Annotated in this window: 10 protein-coding genes and 1 pseudogene; 4 read left to right on the top strand and 7 right to left on the bottom strand. The window is 73.4% G+C overall.

Going from position 1 to position 11,726, the window contains the following annotated elements; translation table 11 throughout:
- A pseudogene (locus ABD54_RS22710) lies at nucleotides 1–347 on the top strand (cytochrome ubiquinol oxidase subunit I); the annotation flags it as partial.
- A 39-nt stretch (nucleotides 348–386) separates the two neighbouring features.
- Here ABD54_RS22710 and ABD54_RS22715 read toward each other — a convergent pair.
- Entirely contained in the window at nucleotides 387–1,805 is a 1,419-nt protein-coding gene (locus ABD54_RS22715) for an aldehyde dehydrogenase family protein (RefSeq protein WP_047871564.1), read from the bottom strand.
- Nucleotides 1,806–1,865: 60 nt separating this feature from the next.
- Between ABD54_RS22715 and ABD54_RS22720 the strand changes: the two genes are divergently transcribed.
- Nucleotides 1,866–2,528 (top strand): TetR/AcrR family transcriptional regulator, encoded by a 663-nt coding sequence (locus ABD54_RS22720; protein WP_047871565.1) that lies wholly within the window; start codon nucleotides 1,866–1,868, stop codon nucleotides 2,526–2,528.
- A 279-nt stretch (nucleotides 2,529–2,807) separates the two neighbouring features.
- Here the strand turns inward: ABD54_RS22720 and ABD54_RS22725 are convergent, their stop codons facing one another.
- Genes ABD54_RS22725 through ABD54_RS22750 form a run of 6 tightly spaced genes read right to left on the bottom strand, consistent with a single transcriptional unit; the run spans nucleotide 2,808 to nucleotide 9,256 of the window.
- Nucleotides 2,808–4,502: an adenine deaminase C-terminal domain-containing protein gene (locus ABD54_RS22725; RefSeq protein ID WP_047871566.1), complete on the bottom strand. Its 1,695-nt coding sequence runs from the start codon at nucleotides 4,500–4,502 to the stop codon at nucleotides 2,808–2,810.
- A gap of 35 nt (nucleotides 4,503–4,537) precedes the next feature.
- The gene (locus tag ABD54_RS22730; RefSeq protein ID WP_047871567.1) at nucleotides 4,538–5,503 is read right to left on the bottom strand and encodes a nucleoside hydrolase; all 966 of its coding nucleotides are present in this window, start codon (nucleotides 5,501–5,503) and stop codon (nucleotides 4,538–4,540) included.
- On the bottom strand, nucleotides 5,500–6,561 hold the full coding sequence (locus ABD54_RS22735; protein ID WP_047871568.1) for an ABC transporter substrate-binding protein: 1,062 nt from the start codon (nucleotides 6,559–6,561) through the stop codon (nucleotides 5,500–5,502). Before ABD54_RS22735 ends, ABD54_RS22730 begins: the two co-directional genes overlap by 4 nt.
- Nucleotides 6,558–7,580, bottom strand: coding sequence for an ABC transporter ATP-binding protein (locus ABD54_RS22740; RefSeq protein ID WP_047871569.1), 1,023 nt, complete (start codon nucleotides 7,578–7,580; stop codon nucleotides 6,558–6,560). The genes ABD54_RS22735 and ABD54_RS22740 overlap by 4 nt, the downstream gene beginning before the upstream one ends.
- Before the next feature lie 21 nt (nucleotides 7,581–7,601).
- The gene (locus tag ABD54_RS22745) at nucleotides 7,602–8,390 is read right to left on the bottom strand and encodes an ABC transporter permease (RefSeq protein ID WP_047871570.1); all 789 of its coding nucleotides are present in this window, start codon (nucleotides 8,388–8,390) and stop codon (nucleotides 7,602–7,604) included.
- Complete coding sequence (locus tag ABD54_RS22750) at nucleotides 8,387–9,256, bottom strand: ABC transporter permease (protein ID WP_047871571.1); 870 nt, start codon at nucleotides 9,254–9,256, stop codon at nucleotides 8,387–8,389. The genes ABD54_RS22745 and ABD54_RS22750 overlap by 4 nt, the downstream gene beginning before the upstream one ends.
- A 239-nt stretch (nucleotides 9,257–9,495) precedes the next feature.
- Here ABD54_RS22750 and ABD54_RS22755 point away from each other — a divergent pair, with 239 nt between their 5' ends.
- Nucleotides 9,496–10,488: a LacI family DNA-binding transcriptional regulator gene (locus ABD54_RS22755; RefSeq protein ID WP_047871572.1), complete on the top strand. Its 993-nt coding sequence runs from the start codon at nucleotides 9,496–9,498 to the stop codon at nucleotides 10,486–10,488.
- Nucleotides 10,489–10,597: 109 nt separating this feature from the next.
- Nucleotides 10,598–11,353, top strand: coding sequence for a 3-oxoacyl-ACP reductase FabG (fabG, locus tag ABD54_RS22760; RefSeq protein ID WP_047871573.1), 756 nt, complete (start codon nucleotides 10,598–10,600; stop codon nucleotides 11,351–11,353).
- Nucleotides 11,354–11,726 lie beyond the last annotated feature (373 nt).

An 11,726-nucleotide genomic window follows, 5' to 3' on the forward strand; every position in this document is an offset into this window, starting at 1 on the left:
GCGCGGCGGGTTTCCCGCGCCGCTACGCCGACTACCTCCCCGGTGACGGCTTCACCGAGCTGAACCAGATCTCCTCGGTCTCCTCGTTCGTGCTGGCGGCCTCGACGCTGATCTTCTTCTGGAACGTCTTCGTGACCGCGCGCAGCGCCCCCCAGGTGGGGGTGGACGACCCGTGGGGCTACGGCTGCTCGCTGGAGTGGGCCACGTCGTGCCCGCCGCCGCGGCACAACTTCACGTCGCTGCCGCGGATCCGCTCCGAGCGTCCCGCCTTCGACCTGAACCACCCGCACGTGGCGGCGCGCGCCCTGGACGACGCCGAACGCGGGGAGGCCGCCCCGAGGCGCTGACCCGCGCGGGCGGGGGCGGGCGATTCGGCCCGCCCCCGCTCAGAGGAGCCGTCGCAGCAGCTTCTGCTTGAGGTCGGTGACGGGCGCGTAGGCGATGCGCATGGTGTCCGCGAACAGCGACTTGTCCAGCACCGACTTGGTGTGCGAGAAGGTGTCCAGGGAGGCCGCGGAGTGGTAGGCGCCCATACCGCTGTCCCCCACTCCGCCGAAGGGCAGGCCGGGGACGGCCAGGTGGGCGACCGGCAGGCCGAAGGCCAGGCCGCCCGAGGAGGTCTCGGTGGTCAGGCGGCGCTTGGTCTCCTCGGAGTCGGTGAAGCCGTACAGTGCCAGCGGCTTGTCGCGCTCGTTGACGAAGGCGATGGCCGCGTCCAGGTCGGGGACCCGAAGGACCGGCAGGACGGGGCCGAAGATCTCCTCCGACATCACCGGGGAGTCGGGGTCCACGTCGCCCAGGACGGTGGGGGCGACGTAGAGGCGGTCGATGTCGTGCTGTCCGCCGGTGACCACGGTGCCGCTGCCCAGCAGGGCGGTGATCCGGGCGAAGTGGCGCTCGTTGACGATGCGCCCGTAGTCGGCGCTGCGCGAGGGGTCCTCCCCGAACATCTCGGTGATGGCGGCGGCCAGCTCGCGCTGGAGCGGTCCGGCGGTGTCGCCGACGGCGAGCACGTAGTCGGGGGCCACACAGGTCTGGCCGGTGTTGGTGAACTTGCCCCAGGCCAGGCGGCGGGCGGTGGTGGCCAGGTCCACGCCGGGTTCGACGACGGCCGGGCTCTTTCCGCCCAGCTCCAGGGTGACCGGGGTCAGGTGCTTGGCGGCGGCGGCCATGACGATGCGGGCCACGACGCCGTTGCCGGTGTAGAAGATGTGGTCGAAGCGCTCGTCCAGCAGGGCGGTGCTCTCGGGGATGCCGCCCTCCACGACCGCGACCGCCTCGGTGTCCAGGTAGCGGGGCAGCAGCTCGGCCAGGGCGGCGGAGGTGGCCGGGGCCAGTTCGCTGGGCTTGACCAGGGCGGCGTTGCCCGCGGCGAGGGCGCCGACCAGGGGCGCCAGGGACAGGTTCACCGGGTAGTTCCACGGGGCGATGATCAGCACGGTGCCCAGCGGCTCGCGCACGCGGCGGGCCCTGGCCGGTGCCAGGGCGACGGGCACCGGCACCCGCTGCGGGCGCAGCCAGGAGGCCAGGTGCCTGAGGGTGTGGTCGATCTCGTTGACCACGAAGCCGATCTCGGTGGTGTGGGACTCGATGGGGCTCTTGCCCAGGTCGGCCCCGAGCGCGCGTTCGAACGCGGTGCGCTCCTCGGTGAGCATGCGGCGCAACGCGCGCAGCTGGGTGCGGCGCCAGGCGACCGGCTTGGTGCGGCCGGAGGCGAAGGCGGCGCGCAGACGGGCGACCACCGGCGGGATCTCGGTGGTCAGGGTGAGCGGCTCGGCGGAGGGAGCGCCTTGGGTCTCGGTCATGGAGCGATACTAAACGAAACGCTTTCGTTTCCCCAGCCCCCCTCGCATAGGATCCGGGACATGACCACCGACCGTCTGCCCGACGCCTCGCGCGCCCCCCGGCGGGGCCGACCGCGCGACGCCTCCCGGGACCGCGCGCTGATGGACGCCACCCTCGCCGAACTCGAACTGCACGGGTACGGCGGCCTGACCACGGCCGCCGTCGCACGGCGGGCCGGTGTCTCCACCGCCACCCTCTACCGCCGCTGGCGCTCCAAGGAGGACCTGGTACTGGGAGCCGCCCGGGACTGGGCGGAGAACCTGGGGCCCGACCTGGACACGGGCGCGCTGCGCTCGGACCTGTCCCGGCTCCTGCACGACAAAGCCTCGGCCCTGGAGGGGTCCTCCGGAAGGCTGCTGCGCTCGGTGCTGGGCGAGGCGGCGCACAACCAGGCGCTCGCCGACGCGCTCTTCGGCGACTTCGTGGTGCCGCTCCAGGACCGGGTGCTGGCGGTGGTGGAGCGCGCCGTCGCGCGCGGGGAGATCCCGCCGGTGGAGGACCCGCTGGTGGTGGCGGAGATGGTGATCGGCCCGATGGTCAGCCACACGTTCCTGGTGCCGCCCGCGCCCGGCGCCTCCCCCGGCCACGACATCGCCGACCGGCTCCTGCCCTACCTGCTGCGCGCCCTGGGGCACCGGGAGGAGGAAGCCCCCGGAGGGCCCCCGGGCGGCCGTACGAGCTGAGACCGTCGGGCCCGTCCTCCCGGATGCTCCCCCGGGAGGGGCCCACAGCTATCCGCAGACACTATGGCGTCCGGAGTGCTGGCAGCGGGTTCGCGGGGGTCCCCGGGTTCCGTTGGTGTCGTCGCAACGGATTGAGCCGCACACTCACCCTTACGACGTAGATTCACATTCTGGGCGGGTGCTCAGCCGGTGCCTTCCGGGCCGGTCCGCGGCGGGAGCGGACCGGCCCTCACCCGTGGAGCCGCGCCACGGGAATGGGCGCGGCTCCCCTGACCGACGTCAGCCCACCGTCGCCGGTTCCCAGGCGCGCTCGACCACGCGCACAAGGCCCCGGTCGGTGATCTTCACGCTCGGGGACACCGCCAGGGTCAGGGTGGACAGGCTCATGAAGGCGTTGCGGTTGTCCCAGCCCCACGCCGCCAGCTCCGCGCGCAGCTCCCGGGCGGCCCGGGCCACCTCGTCGGCGGGCCGCTCCGACATGACCCCACCGACGGGCAGGGCGATCCCGGCGCCCTCGCCGCCCTCGCGGACCAGGCTCATGCCGCCGCCCCAGGACACCACCCGCTCTGCGGCCCCGCGCAGCGCCTCCTCGCTCGTGGCCACGACGGTGAGGTTGTGGCTGTCGTGGGCGTAGGTGGTGGCGAAGGCCCCCGCGCCCAGTTCCTGGCCGGTGACCGGCGCGAACGCCGCCCCTCCCGCCCCGGTGTGGCGCTCGAAGACCGCCACCACCGCGGTCCTGCCCTGCCAGTGCACCACTCCCCCGCGCACGGGCAGCACGACCTCGTCCGGCTCGGTGTAGGTGTCCACCGGGTTCACCCGCAGCGCCCGGAAGGCGTGGTCGCCGTCGGGCAGGTCCACCCGCCAGCGGGCCGCCCGCGCGTCGGGCGCGCTGATGCGCACCGTGTCGCCGAACGGGTGGTCCGGCGCGGTTCCGGGACCGGTGAGCGGGGCGCCGTCGCGGCCCACGACCGCGCCGCCCGCGATCGCGACCACGGGCGTCAACTCGGTGAGCGAGCGCAGCAGGACCAGGTCGGCGCGCTTGCCCGGGGTGACGGTCCCCCGGTCGTCGAGGCCGAGCCTGCGCGCGGGCTGGAGCGTGAGCGCCCGCAGCACCGCCAGCGGCGGCAGTCCGCGTTCGAGGGCCACCGCCCCCACCCGGTCCAGGTGGCCGGTGCTCACGATCGCGTCGACGACGATGTCGTCGGTGACCAGGCAGAAGTCGGGCAGGTGCGGCAACTCCAGCAGCGCCCGCACGACCTCGGGGGTCAGGCACTTCTCCTGGAGCATCAGCAGCATGCCCAGGCGGGCCTTCTCCACCGCCACCTCGGCGGTGTTCTTGCAGTGGTCGGAGTCGATCCCGGCCCACAGGTACTCGCCCAGCTCGGCGCCGGACAGGTTGGGGCAGTGCCCGTCCAGGCGCACGCCCCGGCTGCGGGCGGCGGCGATGATGGCGCCCATCCTGGGGTCGCCGGAGACCACCGCGCGGTAGTCCATCACCTCGCCGAGGGTGGTGACCCCCTCCCAGTCCAGCATCTCGGCGACGTCGTCGGCGTCCAGGCGGGCACCGGCCGTCTCGAAGCCGTCGAGCGCGGGCACGCACGAGGGGACCGCCCAGCGCATGGTCTGCCCGGCGGCCTCTCCCTGCGCGATCATCCAGGCCTGCCCCTCGCGCCCGGCGACGTTGACGATCTCGTGTGCGTCGGCGAGCACGGTCGTGGTGCCGCGCGCGAGCGTGATCCGGGCGAACTCGGTCGGGGCCAGCAGGGAGCTCTCGATGTGCATGTGCGCGTCCACGTACCCGGGCGCGACCACGAGACCGTCGGCGTCGACGGTCTGGCGGGCCTCGACCGGGGTTCCCGGCGGCAGCACAGCGCGGATCGCGTCGCCGACCACGGCGACGTCGGCCCGCCACACCTGGCCGGTGTGGACGGAGACGACGTCTCCGCCGCGGATGAGCAGGTCTGCGGTGAGCATCGGAGTCGGTTCCCCTTCCGGTGCGCGGTCGCGGTTCACGGCGTCCGCGCGCTGTCGTTCGGTTCTGCGGCGTAGCCGGCGATGCCCTCGGTGAGGCGGGCGGCGAAACCGTCGGCGTCCACGGTGCGGGCCACGCGCACGTGGCGTGCGCGGCCGGGGGTGCGCAGGTCGGCCACGAGGGCGCCGCGGGTGAGTTCCCCGGCGCACTCCACCGAGGCGGTGCCCTCCTCCCAGCCGAGCAGCTCGGGGTGGGCGACGGCGGCCACCGCCAGGGCGTCGTGCACCGGCACGGCGGCGACGCCGAAGCGGTCCAGGTAGCGCAGGGCGTAGTCGCGCAGCAGCCCTCCGGCGATCCCGGCGGTACCGGGTAGCGCCGCCAGCTCCTCGGCCCGGCTCAGCGGGTACAGGGCGGCGCGGGTGACGTCCAGGCCCACGATCCGCACGGGCAGGCCCGACTCCAGGACGTAGCGGGCGGCCTCGGGGTCGGCGTGGAAGTTGAACTCCGCCGCCGGGGTGATGTTGCCCTGGGCGAAGGCGGCGCCGCCCATGACGACGATCTCGCGCAGCGCCGGTCCGGCCTGCGGGTGGCGGGCGAGCAGGGCGGCCACGTTGGACAGCGGGCCGATCGCCACCAGGGTCAGCTCACCCGGCGACCCCAGGGCCTGCTCCGCCAGCCAGTCGACCGCGTGGCCGGGGCCCAACGCCCGGGGCGGCGAGGCGGGGACGAGCCCGCCCAGGCCGCCGGCCCCGTGCATGGGTTCGTCGCGCAGGCGCGCGGTCCGGGAGATCGGCCCGGCCAGCCCCGACACCAGCGGCAGGCCGACGGGGGCGCCGGCGAGGTCCAGCACGTGCGCGGCGTTGCGGTCCACGTCGGCGAGGGAGGCGTTCCCGGCGACCGTGGTCACCCCCCGCACCTCCAACTCAGGGGAGGCCAGGGCGAGCAGCAGGGCCAGGGCGTCGTCGACGCCGGGGTCGCAGTCGATCACGACGGGGACGCTCACCGGGCCACCTCCTCGGTGAAGCGGTCCAGCCAGGTGGAGCGCTCCTGCGCGATGAGGGCCAGGTCACCCTGGTGGTAGCCGCTGTCGGACGGGGAGGAGGCGGCCTGCCCCGACACCCGCTCCATGAGCGGGGTGGGGTCGGCCTCCAGCGCCACGGGCTTGTCGTAGAGGGCCCGGGCCATCCCCTCCTGGATCTCGGGGCGCAGCAGGAAGTCGACGAAGGCCAGGGCCCCGGCCTCGTTGGGCGCCCCGTCGACGACCTGGACGGTGTTGGCGGTCATCACCCGGCCCTGTTCTGGCGCGGCGAAGCCGATCGGCTGCCCGGCCTCCACCGAGCCCATGGCGAAGTTGTCCAGGCCGGGGGCCATGGCGATCTCACCGCGTTCGAGCAGGCTGGTGAGCTCGGTGGAGCCGGTGTAGAACTGGAGCGCGTCGGAGCCGATGCGGCCCATCGCCTCGAACCCGGCGTCGGGGTCGGAGGGGCCCGAGCCGAAGTGCTCGCCCGCGGCCAGGACGAACATCGGACCGGCCGAGACCGAGATGTCGGGCAGCACGTACCCCGCCTCGGGCTTGGCCCACAGGTCGTCCCAGGAGTCGGGGGCCTCCTCGACCAGGTCGGTGCGGTAGAGCAGTCCCAGGAGCTGGAAGGTGTAGGCGGGGCCGTACCCGTCCGGGTCAACCGCCCAGGGCTGGACGGCGTCCAGGTTGGATACGTCGGCGGGGTCGACGGGTGCGAACAGCCCCATGTCCTTGCCGATCTGGGCGTAGTAGTCGGAGATGAGCACGACGTCGGTGTCGGGCGTCTCGGCGTTGATCCTGAGCTTGGTGAGCCGCCCGGCGTTGTTGCCGGTGTCCAGGACCACCCGGATCCCGGTCTCGGCCTCGAAGGGGTCGGCCACCACCTCGGTGAACTCCTCGGTGGCGAAGGCGAAGGTGCTCACCACCAGCGTGTCGGGGTCGTCCTCGCGCACCGGTGCGCACGAGGCGCTCACCAGGGCCAGCGCCGCCGTCGCGGCGAGCGCGGCGAGCGTGCGGCGCGGGCGTGCGGTGCGGCTCATCCGGTCTCCTCGGTGAGTTCCACCAGGTGGCGGTGGGGCAGGGCTATACGCACGGGGTCGCCGGGACGCAGGTCGTCGGCAGGGTGCAGGGAGCGCAGGACCGACCCGGGCCCCTCCACGCCGTCGATGCGGGCCTCGACCAGGCAGTTGCTGCCCTGGAAGGTGACCTCGCCGACGGTGCCGTCCAGGCCGGTCTCGCCCTCGCCCTCGCGGGTTCCGGCGGGCAGCAGGCGCACGTGCTCGGGCCGGATGGTGACGGCTCCGCGCCCGGGCACCCGCGGGAAGTTGTCGTAGCCCAGGAACTCGGCGACGAAGCGGTTGGCGGGCGCGGGGAAGACCTCCCGGGGCGCGCCCTGCTGCTCCAGGCGCCCCCCGTTGAGGATGACCATGGTGTCGGACAGCTCCAGCGCCTCGTCCTGGTCGTGGGTGACAAGGACGGCGGTCAGCCCGGTCTCGCGCTGGACCCGCAGCAGTTCGCGGCGCATCTGCACGCGCAGTTGGGCGTCGAGGTTGGACAGCGGCTCGTCCAGCAGCAGCACCGAGGGTCGGATGGCCACGGCGCGGGCCAGGGCCACCCGCTGCTGCTGGCCGCCGGACAGCTCGGCGGGCTTGCGGTCGGCCAGGTGCGCCAGGCCCACCAGGTCCAGCGCCTCACCCGCACGCCTGGCCGCCTCCCGGGCGGCGATCCTGCGGGTGCGCAGCCCGTAGCCGACGTTGTCGCGCAGGGTCATGTGCGGGAAGAGCGCGTAGGACTGGAAGACCATGCCGATGTTGCGCTTCTCCGGCGGGGTGCGGGTGGCGTCCTCGCCCTCCAGCAGGATCCTGCCGGAGGTGGGATGGAGGAACCCGGCGATCATGCGCAGGGTGGTGGTCTTGCCGCAGCCGCTGGGGCCCAGCAGCGTGGTGAACCTGCCGCGCTGCACGGCCAGGTCCAGGTCGGCGACGGCGGCGGGGCCGTCCTTGCCCTTGCGTCCGCCGAAGCGGTGGGTGACGCGGTCGAGTTCGACGACGGGTGTCATGTGGCGTGTCCTTCTTCCCGGTTAGCGGCCGAAGACCTTCGTGAAACCGACCATGCGTTCGGTGGCGAAGGCGACCGCGACGCTGAGCGCCAGGAGCAGCACGCTGACCGCCGCGACCACCGGGTCGAACGAGGACTGGACGTAGTTGAGCATCTCCACCGGCAGCGTGGCCACGCCCGGGCCGGTGAGCAGCAGGGACAGGGGAACGTTGTTCAGGGAGGTGATGAAGGCCAGGATGGTGGCGGACAGGATGCCCGGCGCCATGACCGGCAGGGTCACGGTGAAGAAGGCCCGCACCGGACCGGCGCCCAGCCCCCGGGCGGCCTCCTCCAGGCGCGCGTCGGCCAGCGACAGTGAGGCGCCCACGACGCGGACGGTGTAGGGCAGCAGCAGGACGGTGTGGCCGACGATCAGCGCGCCCAGCGCGGTGACGCGCATGCCCACCATGAGCTGCTGGAACAGGGCCAGGCTCAGGACCAGTTCGGGGACCACGATCGGGGCGAAGAAGAGGTTCTCCATCAGCCTGCGCCCGCGCGGGTCGCCCCGGTGCAGGGCCAGGGTCGCCGGAACGCCCAGGAGCAGGGCGATCGCGGTGGAGGCCAGCGCCACGGCGACGCTGGTGCCGAAGGAGTCGACGAAGGGCCCGTAGTCCAGGGCGGCGGCGAACCAGCGCAGGGACAGGCCCTCGGGCGGGAAGGCCAGGGTGCTCCCGGCGGTGAAGGCGACCCCGACCAGGATCACCACGGGGCCGAGCATGAGGACGAAGGCCGCCGCAGCGAGCAGCGACAGGAAGGGGCGTCTCAGGATCATGAGGTGGTGCTCCCGATCTTGCCGAGCCGGCCGGACAGCGCGCTGACCGCCAGTACCAGCACCGTCATCACCAGGGCGACGGCGCTGGCGGAGGGCCAGTCGAGGCTGACGTTGACCCGGCTGTAGAGCAGGGTGGACAGAAGGCGTTCGCGCGGCCCGCCGAGCAGTTGGGGCGTGGTGAAGGCGGTGACCGCGCCCGCGAAGACGAGCGTGCAGCCCACGAGCACACCGGGCAGGGCGAGCGGGAAGACCACGGTACGGAAGGCCCGGCCGGGCGAGGCGCCCAGGCCGCGGGCGGCGTCCTCCAGGCGGTGGTCCTGCTGGGCGAGGCTGGAGTAGGAGGACAGGATCATCAGCGGCAGGAAGAGCTGGACCAGGCCGAGCACGATGGCGGTCTCGGTGTAGAGCAGTTGGACCCGGCCCGTGCCCAGGGCCTCGCTGATGCCGCTGATGAGGCCGTTGCCGCCCAGGACCATGATCCAGCCGTAGGTGCGCACGACGGTGTTGAGCAGCAGCGGGAAGATCGCCAGGGCCAGGAGGCGGCCGGGCCAGCGGCCGGGGGCCCGCGAGATGAGGTAGGCCACCGGGAAGCCCATGAGCAGGCACAGCGCGGTGGTCACCACGGCGACGCGGACGGTGCGCGCGACCACGGGCAGCAGGTAGGGGTCGGTGAGCAGGCCGCCCGTCTCGCGCGCGACCGTGGCGGGGTCGCCGTCGGGCGGCCAGGCCAGGGTGGCCACGACCGGGTAGCAGAAGGCGAACAGGACCACGGCCAGCCCCGGGACCAGCAGGACCGTGACGGGTGGTCGTGGGAGGCGGCCGCGGCGCGGAGCGGCCGCGTCGGCGGTGGGTGACGGGCGGGGCAATTCCACTCCCGGTCGCTGTCGAGGGGACGGTCTGGGTTGGGCACGGCGCCCGAGCTGCGCGGTTCCGTGTCTGCGCGAGGATTCGTCTGCACGATGCTTGATCTGAACAGCAGCTCATCTGCGGAAACATCTGCAAGCGCTTGCACAAGCGCTTGCACACCGTAACCTGTGTCGGGGACACGAGCCAACCCCCGGGTCGCGAGTGTGACAGGGGGCACCACCGGGTGTGAGGAGCTGCGATGGCGAGTCTGGACGACGTGGCCAGGGAGGCCGGTGTGTCGGCGTCCACCGTTTCGCGGGCCCTGTCGCGGCCGTCCATGGTCTCCGAGCCCACCCTGCTCAGGGTGCGCGCCGCCGCGGAGCGGCTGGGGTTTCGGGCCAACCCGGCCGCACGGGCGCTGACCACGGGCCGCAGCGGTTTCTTCGCCCTGCTCGTCCCCGACCTGGACAACCCCTTCTACTCCACCACCGCCACCGCCGCGCAGGAGCTGGCGGGCAGGAGCGGGCGCCGGGTGATCATCGCCGTCACCGGGGGCGACGCGGCCCGCGAGGCCGAGGTGCTCGGTGAGTTGGAGAGCCAGGTGGACGGTTTCGCGCTCCAGTCACCGGTGGGTTCGGCCGCCGACCTGAAGGAGGCGCACCGGCGCAAGCCGCTGGTGGTGATCAACCGCCGCGTGCCCGGACTGACCTCGTTCACGGTGGACACCCCCGGCGGTCTGGGCACCGTCTACGACCGCCTGGTGGAGCTGGGGCACCGCGACGTCGCCTACCTGGCGGGGCCGCCCAGTTCGTGGATGGACCGGCGCAGGCGTGAGGAGCTGGTGGAGCACGCCGCCCGGTCCCGGCTGCGGGTGCGGGTCTTCGGGCCCGTGCGGCCGGCCTTCGCGGAGGGGGCCGCGGCGGCGCGGGAGATCGTGGACTCGGGCTGCACGGCGATGCTGGTCTACAACAGCCTGTTGCTGCTGGGAGCGATGTTCGAGTTCGGCCGCATGGGGGTGCGGGTGCCCGAGGACATCAGTGTGGCCGCAGCCGATGACATCGCCCTGGCCGACCTGCCGGGGCCGCCGATCTCGGCGGTGCTGGCCCCGGCGGACGAGCTGGGCCGTGCGGCGGTGTCGGCGCTGGTCGAGCTGGTCGACGGGCCCGCGGGAGCCCGCCCACGGGGGCGCAGGCTGCCCACCGAGGTGCGCATCACCGACTCCCTCGCACCGCCGCGCACGACACGCGACTGACCGAAGGCCCGGCTGCCCGGCGTTCACCGGGAAAGCCGGGTGGAAGCGCCCCCGTACGGAATCCTGGGCGGGACGGAGCAGCGTTCGGCGGAAGGTACGGGAGACGACTGTGGACAGATCAGTTCTGGTGACCGGCGGGACCCGGGGCATCGGGCTCGGTATCGCCAAGGGGTTCGCCGAGGCCGGGGACCGGGTGGTGATCGTGGGCCGCGACGAGGCCCGGACGCGCGAGGCGGCCCGGTGCGTCCCGGGGGCGGAGTGGGTGGTCGGCGACGTGGCCGGGGCCGACGACTGCGAACGCGTCGTGGAGGAGGCCGTGCGGCGCACCGGCGGCCTGGACGTGGTCTGCGCCAACGCCGGAATCTTCCCCTCGTCCCCGCTGGTGTCGATGGACCCCGGCGAACTCGACCGGGTCGTGGACACCAACGTCAAGGGCACCGTGCTGACGGTGCGCGCCGCGGTGGAGGCCCTGACGACCTCAGGGCGGGGGCGCGTGGTTATCACCTCCTCCATCACCGGGCCCCTGACCGGATACGCGGGCTGGTCCCACTACGCCGCCACCAAGGCCGCCCAGCTCGGGTTCATGCGCAGCGCCGCTCTGGAGCTCGCGCCCCGGGGCATCACCGTCAACGCGGTGCTGCCCGGGAACGTGCGCACCGAGGGCCTGGAGGAGTTGGGGCCCGACTACCTGGAGCGCATGCGCGCCGCGATCCCGCTGGGACGCATCGGCGAGGTCGAGGACATCGCCGCGGCCTGCCTGTTCCTGGCCGGTCCCGGAGCCTCATTCATCACCGGGCAGACCATCGTGGTCGACGGGGGCCAGGTGCTGCCCGAGGACGGGCAGGCCTTCGGCGTTCTGGAGTGATGGAGGCAAGGTTCAGGTGGAGCAAGGTTCAGGTGGAGCAAGATATCGAGAACCCCGACCTTTACGACGTAGATTCAAAAGAACGCCCGGGCGCGCCGAAGCCCGCTCGCTCGGGCGCTTCGCTCCCCCGGACACGAGGCATGCGCCTCCGGGGGTCAGGCGGATTACCGGCGCCCGCGGATCCCGTCGAGAAAGAAGGCGGTCCTCGCCGGTTCGGGAACCGCCCGGACCGGGCTGCGCTACGGGTTCTTCGGCAGCCTCGCCCTCCTGCTCGCCCCTTGGCAGCGGATCGGGGTGATCGCCCGGCAAGGCGTCCTCAACTGCCGCCCCCGTCGCCCCCTCCGTCACCTCCGTCGCCGCCGCTGCCTCTGCA

The organism is Nocardiopsis sp. RV163 (assembly GCF_001029525.1).
In the GTDB taxonomy this organism is placed as follows: domain Bacteria; phylum Actinomycetota; class Actinomycetes; order Streptosporangiales; family Streptosporangiaceae; genus Nocardiopsis; species Nocardiopsis dassonvillei.